This is a genomic window from Fibrobacter sp. UWT3 (genome assembly GCF_900230125.1).
GTDB lineage: Bacteria > Fibrobacterota > Fibrobacteria > Fibrobacterales > Fibrobacteraceae > Fibrobacter.
The window spans coordinates 918,923-935,654 of the sequence record NZ_OCSS01000003.1 but is presented as its reverse complement, the minus strand read 5'-3'; the positions used below and the strand labels follow the sequence as shown (position 1 = coordinate 935,654).

Below are 16,732 nucleotides of genomic sequence, written 5' to 3'. Positions count from 1 at the left end.
ATGGCAAAAATCAACTATAGCTCCGAGACAAGGGAACAGGTCATCAAGCTGGTCCTGAAAGGCGAAAAGTCAGCAAACCAAATAGCCAAGGAACTCGGAATCGGGCCCAATACAGTCGGTCGGTGGGTAAACGAGTACCGCAAGGAACACAACCTGCCGAGCTACCGCGAGGAACGGCGAATCCGCAAGGTGTCCGTCGAGGAACTCGCCGCCAAGAACAGGGAACTGGAAAAACTCCTGAAGAAGCGTGAAAAGGAGCTTGCGGACGAGAAGGAGACGGTAGAGATCCTAAAAAAATCCCTGCACATCTTTATGCGACCACACGACTGAAATGCGAGGCGATACACGTGAACCGCAAGAAATACTCAGTCAGGAAGATGTGCAGAGCCCTAGGAATACCGCAGTGTTCCTACTACCAGTGGTCGCGCCAGCAGGAAAAACGTGCCGAGAAGAAGGCCCGCGAAGAACGGCTTGTCCAGAAGGTCCGCGACACCTTCGAAGAAAACCACCGCGTGTACGGTTGCCCGAAGATGCAGGCGGCACTCCATGACAAGGGTGACGAGGTAAAGGTGTGGAAACTGCGCCGCATCATGCGCGAGAACGGTCTCTATCCGGTCACGCTCAAGAAATGGAAACCCTACCGCAAGGGCAAATGTGACTCCATGTACAGCGAGAACCTGGTGCAGCGGAAGTTCGATCCCGACAGTCTGAACGCCGTCTGGGCCGGCGACATCACCTACGTCAAGACTACGCTTGGCTGGGTGTACCTTGCCGTGGTACTTGACCTATGCAACAAGGAGGCGGTGGGTTATGCCGTGAGCAAGAACATCGACACGGAACTTGTCAAGCGCGCGTTGTCCAATGCCATCATGCAACGCGGCCATCACGACGGACTAATCTTCCATTCCGACCGTGGCGTGCAGTACAGCAGCATGGGCTACCGCACGATGCTCTCGGAGAATGGGATAACGCCCTCGATGAGCGCCCCGGGCTGCCCCTACGACAACGCCTGCATGGAAAGCTTCTTCGCAAGCTTCAAGAAGGAGATGGCCTACAGGCGAGACTTCAAGGACATCGAAGACGTGCGGGAGGCCGTTTTCAGGTACATCGAGCTGTTCTACAACCGGAAACGGCTCCATAGTTCGCTCGGTTACATGACACCGGTGGAATATAGGCTGTCAAAACAGGCTGCCTAGACCACAAGGGTATACCACTTAACAAGAAAAAAGGATATATTTTAACTTAACCGGTAATGAATATGGTTGTTCATGAACCCACTATTAAAAAAACTACAAATCCAAAACAAGAATATCACAGAATCTTGTTAGAAGGCTTGTCTAATTATAAGGATTTGTACGATGTTGTTGAAGTTCGTAGTGTTGCTAAGCCCAAAATAGGACAATCTGCGGATTCTTGTTATAAGTATGGGAAAGATGAAACTTTTAGAGCTATTTCAGCAAATTATTTAATTTATCTCGTGTTGAAAAAAATGGGGGCATGGGAATCTTATATTGAAACGATTGCAAGGAATTCACCAAAGATTAACAATGCTGGTTTTGACATCGTCAATGATTCTATTGCAGAATCCATGTTGAAAGCGGTAGTTCCCCATGTTTCTACTCCGATTGCTATCTTGGGTGCAGTAGCATTGAAGTTTGCGTCAAATTGGGCGTCTTTGCCATTAGAAAATTTGACTCAGAGTCTTATCGGCGAAGCAAATGAAAGTTTGAAAAGAGTGATTGGTGAAATTAATAAGCACATAAATAATTTTCAAAAAGACTTGCATGTTGACTCCATGCTATTTGCTTGGGGAAAATATGTAGATCCCGGAACACGTGAGATTGGCACCTGGAGTAAAATCAGGGAGATGGTTTTAAATGGACCCATTAAGAACGATATACGGTTAGTATCGCTTGGTTGTTGGGTTAAAAAGGTGTCTGCTGATATAAAAATAAAGTATTTAAATACTTTGAGCGACAACTATAGAGCAAGAATTTATCGAGATGCTATTCGTGAAAATGAATGGAAAAAAATGGTTGTTCTATGTTATTCATTACAGTTTTTGGGAAAAAAAATAGATAGAGATTTGTATATAAGAGGCGTGTGTGATATTGATGTGTTTAAATCTAGGTTGTATGAATTTACATCTTCAAATCGTGTGTCACCACATGATATTTTGGTGTATTACGATGACACTATTTTTATGGGTAAGGAATGTTTTGTTTTGACGTCTGATAAGTTTTACTATCATAATGGAGATGTTCTAAAATCAGTTGATTTAGAAACTAATGGTACCGCGATCTATCCAATATTGGATGAAATTAGTAAAAAAAGTCATTTTTCTGGTATCATAAAAAATTTAATAAAATTATTAAATGCTATAGCGAATGAGTTTTCCTAATGTTAACGGATGTTTTTCCCATGTCCCCAAAATTTTACTGTAAATATTGCGGAATCGCTTTCCCTTCGGTTTTTGCATTGGTGAATGCTCGCTGTGTAAAACAGGGTGGTGGTGCAAACCATGTGCTGTATGAGGGGTCCGAAAAGTCCAAGTACACTTGCAAGTTGGACCATGCAGGAGTTTAATAAGAGGGTAGCATAAGCTACTATATTCATTGCGCAACCCCCAAAAGGTAAAACAATGGCAAAAATCAACTATAGCTCCGAGACAAGGGAACAGGTCATCAAGCTGGTCCTGAAAGGCGAAAAGTCAGCAAACCAAATAGCCAAGGAACTCGGAATCGGGCCCAATACAGTCGGTCGGTGGGTAAACGAGTACCGCAAGGAACACAACCTGCCGAGCTACCGCGAGGAACGGCGAATCCGCAAGGTGTCCGTCGAGGAACTCGCCGCCAAGAACAGGGAACTGGAAAAACTCCTGAAGAAGCGTGAAAAGGAGCTTGCGGACGAGAAGGAGACGGTAGAGATCCTAAAAAAATCCCTGCACATCTTTATGCGACCACACGACTGAAATGCGAGGCGATACACGTGAACCGCAAGAAATACTCAGTCAGGAAGATGTGCAGAGCCCTAGGAATACCGCAGTGTTCCTACTACCAGTGGTCGCGCCAGCAGGAAAAACGTGCCGAGAAGAAGGCCCGCGAAGAACGGCTTGTCCAGAAGGTCCGCGACACCTTCGAAGAAAACCACCGCGTGTACGGTTGCCCGAAGATGCTGGCGGCACTCCAAGACAAGGGTGTCGAGGTAAAGGTGTGGAAACTGCGCCGCATCATGCGCGAGAACGGGCTCTATCCAGTCACACTCAGGAAGTGGAAACCCTACCGCAAGGGCAAATGCGACGCCATGTACAGCGAGAACCTGGTGCAGCGTAAGTTCGATCCCGACAGCCTGAACGCCGTCTGGGCCGGCGACATCACCTACGTCAAGACTACGCTTGGCTGGGTGTACCTTGCCGTGGTGTTGGACCTGTGTAACAAGGAGGCGGTGGGCTACGCCGTAAGCAAGAACATCGACACGGAACTTGTCAAGCGCGCGTTGTCCAATGCCATCATGCAACGCGGCCATCACGACGGGCTCATCTTCCATTCCGACCGTGGCGTGCAGTACAGCAGCATGGGCTACCGCACGATGCTCTCGGAGAATGGGATAACGCCCTCGATGAGCGCCCCGGGCTGCCCCTACGACAACGCCTGCATGGAAAGCTTCTTCGCAAGCTTCAAGAAGGAGATGGCCTACAGGCGAGACTTCAAGGACATCGAAGACGTGCGGGAGGCCGTTTTCAGGTACATCGAGCTGTTCTACAACCGGAAACGGCTCCATAGTTCGCTCGGTTACATGACACCGGTGGAATATAGGCTGTCAAAACAGGCTGCCTAGACCACAAGGGTATACCACTTAACAAGAAAAAAGGATATATTTTAACTTAACCGGTAATGAATATGGTTGTTCATGAACCCACTATTAAAAAAACTACAAATCCAATCAGCGTTTGTACTTGAGACTAGAAACCTTTCGCGAGAAAGAGGGGGAAACTTTTGACCCTAATGAACGCGGGGGCTTTAGTCGGATTGCCTTGCTGACGGGGCTTGATGCCGCAACGCTTCAGAAACTTTGCTCCAAGGATAGTCCGCTTCTTAAGTTCCATTTGGTTCAAATGGAAGAATCGTTCCGCAATACGGATTTGAGAATCAAACGCAAGGAACTGTACTTGGCAGACGATGTGAGCAATTATCTGTACGGCTTTTCGGATATGTCGCAGATTATGAATTTCAAGCCGGCGACGAAACCGTCTGTTCCCTATGCGCAGATTGCCAAGACGAATCCGCAGGCGTCTTTTGTTCTGCAGATGTTGAAATCGCACCAGATGGGCACTCCGCTGAACATTCTTTTTTATGGCCGCGAAGGGACGGGCAAGACGGAACTTACCAAGGCAATCGCGCAAGAGCTGAATGTAACGCTGCTTTCGGTGGGTATCGGTGATGAATCGATGAGCGAGGAAACCCTTTTGCAGACGCGCTTGCGTTCGATGCTTTTGGCCGATTGGGAATGCGAGCGGAGTGGCGGTATCATCTTGATGGATGAGGCGGACTTGGTTTTGAACAAGGCGGAAAAGGGGCTGCTGAATATTGTTTTCGAGAGCCTGAAAACGCCTGTTATCTGGATTACGAATAATATTGCGATGATTGAAAATAGTACCCGCCGTCGTTTCGATTACTCGCTGGAGTTTTTCTCGTTCAGCAAAAGTGAACGCATTGCGATTTGGCAGTCCGTTCTGAAAACGCAACAGGCGGAATCGATGATGCATAGCGAAGAAATTGAATGTGTCGCCAAGGAAATTCCGGTGATGGCGGGGTGCGCTACTTTGGCGGTCCGGCTGGCGCAGCGGATGCAATCTCAGAACATGCCACCTTTGAATGTGGTTCGCGAGATCGCCTCTTCGCATGCAAAACTTTTGGGTATACCGACTTTACCGCAGGAATCAAGATCGGAGTATAATTTGGATTGCGTCCGTATTTCGAACGGAGATATTCGGAATGTAGATTATGTCGTGCCGATGCTTAGGAATTTTGATGCCCGCTGGAAAGATTCGAAATTGACGGGTCGCAGGGAAAACCTGAATATATTCCTGTATGGCCCTCCCGGTACCGGAAAGTCGGCTTTTGCAAAGCATGTCGCGCATGACATTCTAGATCGCGAGATTATCGTGAAACGGGCAAGCGATATTTTGGGGTGCCATGTGGGTGAAAGTGAACATAACGTTAGCGCCATGTTCCGTGAAGCGGAACGGAGCGATGCGATTCTTTTTATCGACGAGGCGGACAGTTTCTTTGAAAACCGGGGCAATGCGAAAAACCATTGGGAAGTGACTTTGGTGAACGAGTTCATTTGCCAGATGGATTCGTTCAATGGGATGCTGATTGCTGCGACAAACTACGAGAATGTCTTGGATTGGGCTATTCGCAGGCGTTTTCAGCTGAAACTGGCGTTTGACTATATGGACCTGCCGCAAATTTCAAGGACATGGACTGCGTTTTTCGGGGGCCATTGCCCCAAGGAAATTCTGCGCTGTGACAATGTCGCGATTAGCGACTTTCAGAATGTGCGCCGCAAGCTAGAATATGTGCCTACTGAGTTACGGACGAAGGAACTCATCTTGCAGAACATACTCGAAGAAGTTGCCAATAAAGATGACCATCAAGGCCGTAAGCTGGGGCTGTAGCTTACTTCTCGTACATCCCTACCAGTTCCTTCGCGCTGTCGAGTACCATTTGGCGGAGCTTGGCGGGCTTCAGTACCTCGGCGATGGAACCGTAGTACATGACCCATTGCTTGAGTAACCCGTTGACTGCGACATTCATTGTCACGTGCAAGTCGCCGCATGACAGTTCCTTGATTTTCATGCTGGGGTGGTAGGGGCGTTCCTGCAGAAAGTTCTTGGCGTATCCCGGGAAATAGATGACGATTTTTTGTAGCGTTACTTAAGCAAACAGCTGATTTGCGGTGATTTCTCCGTCAACGACTCCAGAATTTTTGCCTTGCACAATGCCGAATGTCGTGATGAAGATATTGGCTAGTCCATACCGGGTCTTGCTTTTCATGCGGAACAATGCCGTCCTGTTCCGTATGCGTTCTGCGTAGCTTTTGTCTATAGAAAATTTTTCGGTGCAGAACTTGATTTCGCATAGGTCTATAATCCTGTCCGCCCGCTTTATCAAGAGGTCTATCTGCGCTTTACCTTGCTCTGGGTCGTTGCAACGCCAAATCGATGCTTCGGTCGCCATCCCGGAGATGCCCAAAGCGGTTTTTATTTGGTCCAAATGTTGCAGGCAAACTATTTCAAACGTTAGACCTTGCCATGTCCGGAGTCTGGGTGATTGCAGATGGTGTGTCCAGAAATTTTCATCTTTGGAGAAATTTTCCGCAATAAAGTTGAAGTAAAATAGCGAATAGAAATCGCAAAGCCTATATACCGAGCCGTTCTTTTTCGTGTTGAATCTGGAATAACTGAGAATAAAGTCGCACCGTTCCAAATTTGTGAGGATGGTCGTAAGCATTCCTCCGCTAATTCCGGTTGATTCCGAAATTTCTGTACGGTCGAGGCCTTCCTTCTTTTGTGAAAGTGCGGCCACGACGTCTATGTATTTGTTGGCGTTGGTGAATAGCGAATTGTAGAGTTCGTTGAATTCTTGTGACAACAGGGCGTTCTTATTGAAGAACAGACGGTCGACATTCTGAGCTAAACTTTCTTTTGGGTCGAGTAGAGTCAAATAAAAAGGGACTCCGCCCAAAATCATATAGCATTCTACAATTTGGTAGCGGTCCCACGGACAACCGATGGAGTCAAGATATTGTTCGGTTTCTTTTAGTGTAAATGGGTGAAGATAGATTTTATTCGTGATTCGGTTATGCAAGCCACCCTGGTTTTCCATCAGGTTATCAACCATCCAGGATGTCGCGCTGCCACATGCGATAAAGACGATGTCATCGCGGAGGTTGGCCCAGGAGTTCCAGAAGTCTTCCAATGCCTTGACGAAGTCGCATTGCTTGCGGTCAATCCATGGCATTTCATCGATAAAGATTATCTTGCGTTTTTTTGCGTCTAAGGAACCCAGATATTTTTTAAGCGCGTCGAAAGCCTCGAACCAGTTTTTGAAATCGGGAACATTTTCGAGTCCTGCGTAATTCTGCAGCGCGAGAGCAAAACGCTGAAGCTGGACAGCGTCGGTAACATCCCTTTGCCCTACGTACGAAAAATGGTAGCGGTCTTCAAAAAACTTGCGGACGAGGAATGTCTTGCCGATGCGCCGTCTTCCGAAAATAACGACGAATTCGGAACGGTTTGAATCGACGATATGCTTCAACTGGGCGATTTCTTTTTCGCGGCCGATAAGAGGGTTTTGGTTGGCTTTCATAACCCAAATATACAAAATCTTCCCCAAAAGTGGTTTAAAATTTCGACTTTTGGGGAAGATTTTTGAAAAATAGTGTCCAAAAGTCGGTCAAAATGTCGAGTTTTGGAGAGAATTCTCAAATTTCGCCAAAAATGCCTATTCCCGTTCGTACATCCCTACCAGTTCCTTCGCGCTGTCGAGTACCATTTGGCGGAGCTTGGCGGGCTTCAGCACTTCGGCGATGGAACCGTAGTACATGACCCATTGCTTGAGTAACGCGTTGACCGCAACATTCATTGTCACGTGCAAGTCGCCGCATGGCAGTTCCTTGATTTTCATGCTGGGGTGGTAGGGGCGTTCTTGCAGGAAGTTCTTGGCGTAGCCGGGAAAATAGATGACCACCTTCTCGCAAGGCTGGTCCTGGTCGCCGGAAAGCAGTGTGCCCGAGCGGATGCGCCTGCGGAGGATTTCGACAACCTTAGGGTCTTCGACGAATTGCTCGCGCAACAGTTTTACGGATTGTATGCGGCGGAGCTTAAGAGCGTAAGTTTTGTCGGGGTGGTGCTGCGATACGCAGCCGATGTAGATTTCGCCGTGGTTGATGGCGACCATCAGCGGAATGCGCGGCTTGTTGGTGATGGCTCCCCAGTTGTCGGTGTAGGTGATTAGCACTTTCTGTTTTTTGCGGATGGCATCAAGGATGACCGGCAGGTTTTTGCCGACATTTTCGTCGATGCTCGGGGGCGTTCCCATGAACAGAATACGCCCGTTCAGTTCCTTCGCGTAATGGGCCAGGGTGGACTGCTCACGTGCAGGCAAGTCCTGCGTAATCCTCTCGGTGAGGTTCTCGATGAGGTTTGATGTCGCAGGGTAGATATTTGCGATGCGCTGCAGGAACATGAAGTGCAGTAGCGTGTCGCCAAATTCCGGGAACACGAGCTTGTTTGCGCGTTCAAGTGCCACCTGGTACTCGGTCTTGCCTCTATCGACGATGCGCCGGATATAGCCGCCCTCGATGTCGATGAGGGCCTGCATGTCGCGCTGGACGCTCCGCAGGTCGCCTTCGGGAATGTCCAGGTTCCCCATGATGTCGGCTACGCTGTAGCGGTTGTTGTAGTGCGCCATTAGGTAAACGAAAATGCGTATCATGCGCTCGCCGCGGGTTTGTTCTGCCATAGGGCCTCCTGTTATCCTCAATATACAAAAAGCGAACGACAATAATTGTCGTCCGCTCGTTTTGCTTTAAAGTGGTTTGCAGGGCAGGCGAGTTATCGTTTGTCCCTGTCGATCCAGGGCCGTTCCGTGTAGCCAGTGTAAATCTGGCGCGGACGGTTGATCTTGGAATTCGGGTCGTCGTGCATTTCCTTCCAGTGGGCGATCCAGCCGGGGAGTCGCCCGATGGCGAACATCACGGTAAGCATGTTCGTCGGGATGCCCATGGCGCGGTAGAGGATACCCGAGTAGAAGTCCACGTTCGGGTAGAGCTTGCGTGCGATGAAGTAGTCGTCCTTCAGGGCGGCTTCTTCGAGCTTGATGGCGATATCCAGGAGCGGGTCGTGCACGTGTTCGCGCTCGAACACCTGGTACATGAGTTTCTTGAGCACCTTGGCGCGCGGGTCATAGCTCTTGTACACGCGGTGGCCGAATCCGGAAAGGCGGAACGGGTCCTTCTTGTCCTTGGCCTTGTCCATCACCTGCTCGATGGTCATGCCGCTCTGCTGGATGCGCAGGAGCGTTTCGAGCACGGCCTGGTTCGCTCCGCCGTGGAGCGGGCCCCACAGGGCGCAGATGCCTGCACAGATACTCGCGTAGAGGTTCGCCTGCGAGCTGCCCACCATGCGCACGGTCGAGGTGGAGCAGTTCTGCTCGTGGTCGGCATGCACAATCAGGAGCGTGTTGAGCGCGCGTTCCATGATCGGGTCCGGGTGGTAGGGGCGGGCCTTACTGCTGAACATCATGTTCAAAAAGTTGCTGCAGTAGCTGCGTTCCGCCTCGGGGTACACGAACGGTTCGCCGATGCTTGCCTTGTAGGCGAAGGCGGCGATGGTGCGGATCTTGGAAATAAGGCCTGCGGTAGTGAGCTCGAAGGCGCTCGCGATGTTTTCGTCGTCGTAGAAGCGCGGGGTAAAGAGGCCCACGGCGTTCACGATGGAGCTGAGGATGCCCATCGGGTGCGCGCTCGGCGGCATTTCGCGGAAGAAGTGCAGCAGGTTCTCGTGCAAAAGCGCATTCTCGGTAAGGAGCGTGCGGAAGTGCCCGAGCTGTTCCTGCGTGGGGAGTTCTCCGTAAATCAGGAGCCACGCGGTCTCGGGGAAGGTCGCCTTCTCGGCAAGATCTTCGATGGAGTAGCCTCGGTAGCGGAGGATGCCCTTTTCGCCGTCAACAAACGTAATGGCGCTCTTGGTGCTGCCCGTGTTCAGGTAGCCGTAATCCAGCGTGACAAGCCCGGAATCCTTGCGCAGCGTGCTGATGTCGAGGCCGTGTTCGTTCTCGGTGCCTTCAACCACGGGGAGCTCGAAGCTCTTGCCATTATAGTTCAGTGTAGCCTTTTCGGACATTTATCCTCCGGAGGGGCGGGTTTCAACCGCCAATTATTTCATCTTCAAAATGCAATTATAAATATTTTCGAACAGCTTGCCGAGCTTTTCGGTCGGGACGGCGCTGAATGCGATGCGGATAAGGCCCGAAAGCATGATGGTGCCCGTGCTGTAGTCCTTGATGAGCTTCTGGCGCAGTTCTTCGGCATCCACGCCCTTCGGCTTGATGCACATAAAGTAACCGCTGTTGCACGGCATGGCCTCGAAGGCTTCCTTGTATTCCGGGTGGCTTGCGAGCACTTCCTTGATGATGTCGTAGCGCTTCTTGAGGGTCGCGTACTTCTCGGCCTTCTGGTCCACGTATTCGGGGCTCTGGTAGGCGGCGAGCAAAATTCTCTGGCTGATGGAGGGGCCGTTGCTGATGTTGCCGCGGACCGTACCGGCGGCCTTGTCTTCGAGGGCCTTGAGCTGGGCTTCGGTGGCGCCCTTGAAACCGAAGGTCATGAACCCGACGCGGAAGCCCCACACGTAGTCTTCCTTGGTGGGGCCGTCGAGCTTGACGGCGAGCAGGTTCTCGTTGGCTTCGAGCAGCTTCACGAACAGGGATTCCTTGGTCACGCCTTCCTCGTAAACGAGTCCGAAGTAGGCGTCGTCGAGCAGGGCCACGACCTTGTTGCCCGCGGCGGCGCAGTCGGTGAGGATCTTCGCGATTTCGACGGCTTCCTTCTCGGTGGCGGTGTAGCCGGTCGGGTTGTTCGGGAAGTTCAGGAGCACGACCTTCTTCTGGCTCTTGCTTTCGGCGAGGGCGGCCTTGAGGGCTTCGGTATCGAACCCGCCGTCCTTGAAGGTGTTGAATGTCTTGATTTTCGCGCCGCAGCTGTTCACGAACACGAGCTCGTAGTTGTCCCAGTAGAGGTCCGGGATGATGACTTCGTCACCCGGGTCGAGGAAGAGGTAGCCCGCGCAGCTGATGGCGTGCGTGAGGGCGCAGGTCACGACCGGGTTGCTGAACTGCTTGCCGGCGAGGCTCGGGTTCTTGCGGACAATCTGTTCCTTCCAGGCCTTGCGGAGGTCGGGGTTGCCGAAACTCGGGGCGTACAGGAACGCCTGCTTGGGGAGGTTCAGGCTCTTGAGCACGCAGTCAAGCACGAGCGGGCTCCCGTCGTCTTCGAGGGCGGTGCCGATAGTCGCGTTGATTTCGGAGCCCTTGGCTTCGGCGCCCTGGCCCAGAATGCCCTTGCGCGGGAAGAAGATTGCCTTGCCCTTTTCGGAGAGCATGGAGAGAACGTTGCAGCCGTTTGCGGAGAGTTCCGCGTTTGCTTGTTCGGCGAGAGGATTGTAGCTCATGACCTTGGTCCTGTTTTTTTTTCGGGCGCACGCCGCGCTCTTTTCGGCGCGCAAAGATAGAAATTTTAGGCCCAGCCGCACATCCCCTGTAAGTGTTTTTTTGCATAGAAAAAAGGGAAAATATTTGCTTGCGAAAATTGTTTAGAACTTATTACACTTTTTGAAAAGTTCAGATGGCGGGAAAGAAACCTTAAAATCCCGTTTTTGAGCGAATTTCGCATAGTAAAACTTTACAACGCGAAAGTTCCTGCGCGTCTTCACAAAACAGCAATAAAAAAGCAGTTTGTATGCTAGGAACAATAATCAGGAGTTACAGAGATGCTTAAGAGCGCGAGATCCCTCGTTTGCGCATCGGTTGCGCTTTCTTGTTCGCTTGCTGTCGCGGCGACCATCACCCCCGAAATTCCGGAAAAAGGAGCCGACGGCTGCTACGAGATTTCGACTGCCGCCGAACTCTACGGTTTCGCTTCCCTCGTGAACAACGTCGGCCGCAACGAGTACTTTACCGATTGCGCGAAACTCACGGACGACATCGTCGTGAACGAGCATGTGTTCACGGATGAGGGCAAACTCAATGAAGATGCGTCGGGAGATTTTCTCAACTGGCCTCCGATGAAAAAGTTCGCCGGCAGGTTCGACGGTCAGGGCCATACCATTTCGGGCCTTTACGTCAACAGTACGTCTAACGATGCGGCATTTATCGGCTATATACAGACTTCGGGTTTCAGCAAAGACACGGTTGTTATCGAGAACCTGGGGATTCTCGCTTCCTATTTCTACGGTTCCTACTATTCTGCCACGTTTGTCGGCATGATCAATTCGAATGCCCCCGTCCGCATCGAAAACTGCTATACCAATTCGCACGTAATTGCCTACGACGGTGCCGCGGGAGGCCTTGTCGGTTTTGCCGACAAGCTTATCATGAAAAACAGCTACAATGCCGGGGACGTTACCGGCACGGAACGCGTGGGCGGTATTGTCGGGTATCTGGATTCGTATAGTGCCGAGATGGTCAATGTCTTTAATGTGGGGAGGGTGACTGCGACAACTCAGACCATCTATGTCAAGCCTGTTGTCGGTTATAACTGGTCGCCGAACATCCATGAAAACGTATTCTACTTCAGCGCGGACCCTGACGGTGGCGACAAGGATTCCATGGGGGTCGCCATGTCACAGGACCAGTTCGAAAACGGCACTGTCGCCTACCTGCTCCGCAATTACAATTACGAAGGGCTTGATGCCTCTGTCTGGGGCCAGGAAATAGGGGGTGACGCTTACCCGGTGCTCGGCAAGGCCCTGACGGAAACCCCGCTAGTCGAAACCCAGATGCTTACGTTGCATACCTACGAGGGCGACCTTACTGCGTATCCTCGGAGATATGTTCCCGGGTTTGCCTACAGGCTCCCTGTTCCCACCCGCGAAGGCTATACCTTCCGCGGATGGTTCAATAACGCCGGCTTTACGGGTGATTCCATCGGCTTTGTCCCGGCCTCGGCTACGGGCGTGCAGGAATTCTGGGCGCTGTTCAAGAAGGTCTCGAGGATTACTTACCAACTGGATGGCGGCACGATCGATTCCCTGCTGGTCGAATCGTACACGGAAGGTGTCGGCGCCGCACTCCCGAGGCATGTCTCGCGCAACGGCTACGTGTTCTCCGGCTGGTATGGGTCGAAGGAGTTTAGCGGGCATGCGACGGACAGCGTCCGCGCGTCCGATACGGGGAACAAGGTTTTCTATGCCAAGTGGTTCAAGAAGGAATCCCCGAAGCAGGATGAAAACGGCTGTTATGAAATTTCGAACGCTGCAGAACTCTATGGATTTGCCGCACTCGTGAATGCGACCGACGGTATCAAGACCCCGCAGAGGAAGGCTTGCGGCAAGCTCACGAAGGATATCGTGGTGAACAAGGACGTGTTGGGTGAAAACGGCACGCTCAATGAAGAGACCAAGTTTGACCATACGCCGTGGAACCCGATTGACAGTTTCGGCGGTACCTTCGATGGCCAGGGCCATACGATTTCCGGATTGTTCTATGACGATACGACGTATTATGGCCCCATCATCGGCCTGTTTGGAAATGCCGGCGTGATCGATGCCGACGATACGGTTACCATCAGGAATGTCGGGCTTGAGGGTTCGTTCATGCGCGCAAGGTCTTCTGTGGGCGCCATTGTGGGGCAGGTGTATTCCATGGCCTCGTCCGGCCTCACCATCATAGAGAACTGCTACAATGCGTCGACACTCTATGCAAAAACTGCAACCGCGGGTGGAATAGTGGCGGCAGTATATAGCGAACCGCATGTGTACATTGTCAACTGCTACAATATCGGGCATATCGGTGGAACCAGCTATACCGGCGGAATCCTGGGACAAACCACCTGGTCGGACAAGGCTACCCTCGTGAACTGCCTCGGCTTGGTGCCTGGTGAGTCAATGTCCAAGGAAAACAGGAAGGCGCTTGTCAGCGGAAGCACCTACAACAATAAGGTTGAAATCGTCAATTCGTACTACCCTGTGTCTGCCGGGAACAAGGAACGTGGAGGTTACTCCGCATCCGCTGAACAGGTCAAGAACGGCGCCCTCGCTTACATGCTGCACAACGGCGTCTATAAACAGTTCAATGGCCTGGCTTGGGGCCAGAATGTAGGTACGGATGAATACCCGGTACTCTCGGGCGAAATCGAGAATTCGGAAGTGGACGCATACAAGGTGACGTTCCATACGTTCGAGGGCGATACGGCCAAGTACTTCGATGCCTACATGCCTGGTTTCGAGAAGCCCCTCCCGGATACTGTCCTCATGGAGAATGGCGAATTTCTTGGCTGGTTTGCAGATGCCGACTTTAGCGGGTCTCCCCTGAAGGTCATTTCGAAGGATGCCACCGGCGAACTGGAATTCTGGGCGAAGATCAACAAGGTTTCTGGTGTGAGGTTTGTCGTGAACGGCGGGATAATTGATTCCGGATATGTCGCGGACTATACGGAAGGCATCGGGGTTCAGCTCCCGTGGCGCGTCTCCCGCGATTCCTGCATATTTGCCGGCTGGTACGACAACGAGGAACTTACGGGCAAGCCGGTTGTCACGATCACTGCCGAAGATACTGGCGACAAGACGTATTATGCGGCATGGTTCAAGATGAAGATGCCGGAACTTGACGAAGCGGACAACTGCTACGCGATTTCCGATGCTGCGGAACTCTACGGGTTTGCCGCCTTTGTCGGTAGAAAGCATGGCATGTCCACCCGTCAGAATTCCAACGTCTGTGGCAAACTTACCAAGGACATCGTGGTTAACGAGGGTGTGCTCAAGGATGGCGTGCTCGACAGCGCGAACATGACGACATTCCTGAAGTGGGAACCAATTAGCTTGTTTGGTGGTGATTTCCTGGGTAACGGCCACAAGATTTCGGGCCTGTTTATTTCCCGGGATACTACGGCGCAGGGTTTCATTTCGACGATAAATTACCGCTATGACAATAATTACAACCAGATTCCGATTGTTGTCCGCGATGTCGTGTTCGAGGATACGTACTTTTATGGATCGGGCTACGTGGGCGGCGTCTTTGCTGACCTTTCGAGTAATCCTATTGTCAATATCACGAACGTGAAATTTGATGGGGTTATCGAGTCAAAGATTGTGGGCGGTGGCTGGCAGGAGGCAGGTGGCCTGGTTGGGCACAATTCGGCAACGCTTACGCTGGACAGTTGCATTAACATGGCCAGGGTCTCTGGAAAGGCCGCCGCAGGCTTGGTCGGCGGTACGTCGGGTTCGCTGATTATTATGAATAGCGCTAACTTGGGCGAGATTAATGGCGAAAGCAACGGTGCCGCGGGCCTTGTGGTCGACGCCAGTCAGAATTATTCGAGCAGTATAACGAATTCCTATAACACGGGTAAGGTTACAAGTACTGGTGGTGCGGCTGGTTTGATAGCGGCGGCTCGAGGCGTTTCGATGAACATTTCGAATAGCTACAATACCGCTGAAATTGTGGGTTCCGGTTCTGTGGGAGGCCTTGTCGGAGTGAGCAATGCAACGCTTACGTTCTTCCAGAATTATAATACGGGCGATGTCCGCTCCACTGGGTATTCTAGTCCTGTTGGCGGTTTGATGGGCGAGACGACGAAGGCGACCGTCATTGCCAACAACTACAACCTGGGTAATGTTTCTGCCAATACGGGATTCGGCAAGGCGGGTGGTCTCGTGGGCGTGGTTTCTACATCCGGGAGCGAGACGACCATGCTGCTGAACAACTACTCCATGGGCTCGATAGAGCAAGGTTATACAACTAATCTTATCGCCGTCAAGAGCAAAGCCAGCAGTACGCTCCAGGCAGAAAACAACTTCTATCTCGCGGTAGAAGGTGTGACTAGCGATTTCGGAATTGCGGCCTCCGCCGAAGCGTTCAAGAACGATTCCGTGGCAAATGTCCTGCGTGCCTACGTGCAGAAGGATGCCGAAGGCGTTGAACTCGAAGGCGGTATCAAGGGCTCGGCCTGGATTCAGGGCGAAAATTACCCGGAACTCCTGACTAGGACTGTCTTTGCCATCGCGTTCGTGCTCGATGGCGGGGTACTCGAAAACGCACCCGTCTCTTACGAATATGGAGAAGGCCTGACCTTGCCCACGCCCAAGCGCGATGGTCACGAATTCAAGGGTTGGTTCGAAAATAGGTTCTTCAGTGGCAATGCCGTTACCGAAATTTCTGCGAAGGACCATGCCGACAAGGTGTTCTACGCCAAGTGGCAGGAGATAATCTACCAGGTGACTGTCGAAGTAAACAACTCCAAGTGGGGCATGGTGACCGGCCTCAATAACGACGGCAAGTACAAGTATGGCGACATCGTATTGCTGACGGCCAAACCCAACCAGGGCTATGAACTTGCCTACTGGGGCGATGCTCTCGAGAACAACAAGACGGAAATCAGAATCACAGTTCTTGCCGATACTACGGTCAAGGCGAACTTCGCGCCGATTGAACCCGAAAGCAGTTCTAGCGAGGAAAGTTCCAGCAGTTCTGTGAAGTCCAGTTCCAGCGAGGCAAGTTCCAGCAGCAGCGAACCTGAAAGCAGTTCTAGCGAAGACGGCAACGCGATACCCGCGATTGCGGCGGCGCCTACATTCAGTGCATATGCATTGGGCCGCACTATCCAGGTGGCGGGCGCGCGCGCTGGCAGTGCGTATGCGGTGTTTGACCTGCAGGGGCGTGTTCTCCGCACCGGGACCGTTGATGTGGCGAATTTCGCTGTACCTGTGGCACGAAGCGGACGATACCTTGTCCGTATTGGTACCCAGGTGCGGCAGGTGCTTGTGCGATAGCGGAACAGGGCCTGCAAGGGCTCTGTTGCGATGAACGAAAAACGGTTCCCTGATGAACCGTTTTTTTTATAAAAAATTTGTGCGATGGTGCATCGCTGAAAATTGAATGTATATTTATGCATATTGATCTAGAGTGTAACTAATGACCTTGAAAATTATTGTTTAAAATTCTGGAGAATT

General features: G+C 51.5%; 12 protein-coding genes. 7 read left to right on the top strand and 5 right to left on the bottom strand.

All coding sequences use genetic code 11. The features are described 5' to 3' along the window. From CRO08_RS15465 to CRO08_RS15440, 6 genes are all read left to right on the top strand, one after another. On the top strand, positions 1 to 330 hold the full coding sequence (locus tag CRO08_RS15465) for a transposase (protein ID WP_097034692.1): 330 nt from the start codon (positions 1 to 3) through the stop codon (positions 328 to 330). Positions 331 to 347: 17 nt separating this feature from the next. Then, the gene (locus CRO08_RS15460; RefSeq protein WP_176495013.1) at positions 348 to 1,196 is read left to right on the top strand and encodes an IS3 family transposase; all 849 of its coding nucleotides are present in this window, start codon (positions 348 to 350) and stop codon (positions 1,194 to 1,196) included. Positions 1,197 to 1,252: 56 nt separating this feature from the next. After that, a complete protein-coding gene (locus CRO08_RS15455; protein WP_097036919.1) occupies positions 1,253 to 2,401 on the top strand; it encodes a hypothetical protein in 1,149 nt (382 codons plus the stop codon). Positions 2,402 to 2,641: 240 nt separating this feature from the next. After that, a complete protein-coding gene (locus CRO08_RS15450; protein WP_097034692.1) occupies positions 2,642 to 2,971 on the top strand; it encodes a transposase in 330 nt (109 codons plus the stop codon). Between the two features lie 17 nt (positions 2,972 to 2,988). Continuing rightward, positions 2,989 to 3,837: an IS3 family transposase gene (locus tag CRO08_RS15445; RefSeq protein WP_176495066.1), complete on the top strand. Its 849-nt coding sequence runs from the start codon at positions 2,989 to 2,991 to the stop codon at positions 3,835 to 3,837. 118 nt (positions 3,838 to 3,955) lie between these two features. Beyond that, positions 3,956 to 5,680, top strand: coding sequence for an AAA family ATPase (locus CRO08_RS15440; protein WP_141398416.1), 1,725 nt, complete (start codon positions 3,956 to 3,958; stop codon positions 5,678 to 5,680). A gap of 1 nt (position 5,681) precedes the next feature. Here CRO08_RS15440 and CRO08_RS15435 read toward each other — a convergent pair whose 3' ends face one another. The 5 genes from CRO08_RS15435 to CRO08_RS15415 form a co-directional block, all read right to left on the bottom strand. Continuing rightward, positions 5,682 to 5,918, bottom strand: a complete 237-nt coding sequence (locus CRO08_RS15435) for a WYL domain-containing protein (protein WP_255252422.1) — start codon at positions 5,916 to 5,918, stop codon at positions 5,682 to 5,684. 21 nt (positions 5,919 to 5,939) lie between these two features. Next, a complete protein-coding gene (locus CRO08_RS15430; protein ID WP_097036916.1) occupies positions 5,940 to 7,373 on the bottom strand; it encodes an ATP-binding protein in 1,434 nt (477 codons plus the stop codon). Positions 7,374 to 7,508: 135 nt separating this feature from the next. Next, positions 7,509 to 8,528: a YafY family protein gene (locus CRO08_RS15425; RefSeq protein WP_097036915.1), complete on the bottom strand. Its 1,020-nt coding sequence runs from the start codon at positions 8,526 to 8,528 to the stop codon at positions 7,509 to 7,511. A 92-nt stretch (positions 8,529 to 8,620) separates the two neighbouring features. Beyond that, positions 8,621 to 9,910 carry a citrate synthase gene (locus CRO08_RS15420; RefSeq protein WP_097036914.1) on the bottom strand — a complete coding sequence of 430 codons (1,290 nt, stop codon included), beginning with the start codon at positions 9,908 to 9,910 and terminating at the stop codon, positions 8,621 to 8,623. A gap of 33 nt (positions 9,911 to 9,943) precedes the next feature. Beyond that, entirely contained in the window at positions 9,944 to 11,236 is a 1,293-nt protein-coding gene (locus tag CRO08_RS15415; RefSeq protein WP_097036985.1) for an aminotransferase class I/II-fold pyridoxal phosphate-dependent enzyme, read from the bottom strand. A gap of 318 nt (positions 11,237 to 11,554) precedes the next feature. On the opposite strand from CRO08_RS15415, the gene CRO08_RS15410 reads away from it, so the two are divergent. Continuing rightward, positions 11,555 to 16,552 carry an InlB B-repeat-containing protein gene (locus CRO08_RS15410; RefSeq protein ID WP_097036913.1) on the top strand — a complete coding sequence of 1,666 codons (4,998 nt, stop codon included), beginning with the start codon at positions 11,555 to 11,557 and terminating at the stop codon, positions 16,550 to 16,552. The last annotated feature ends 180 nt before the right edge of the window (positions 16,553 to 16,732 follow it).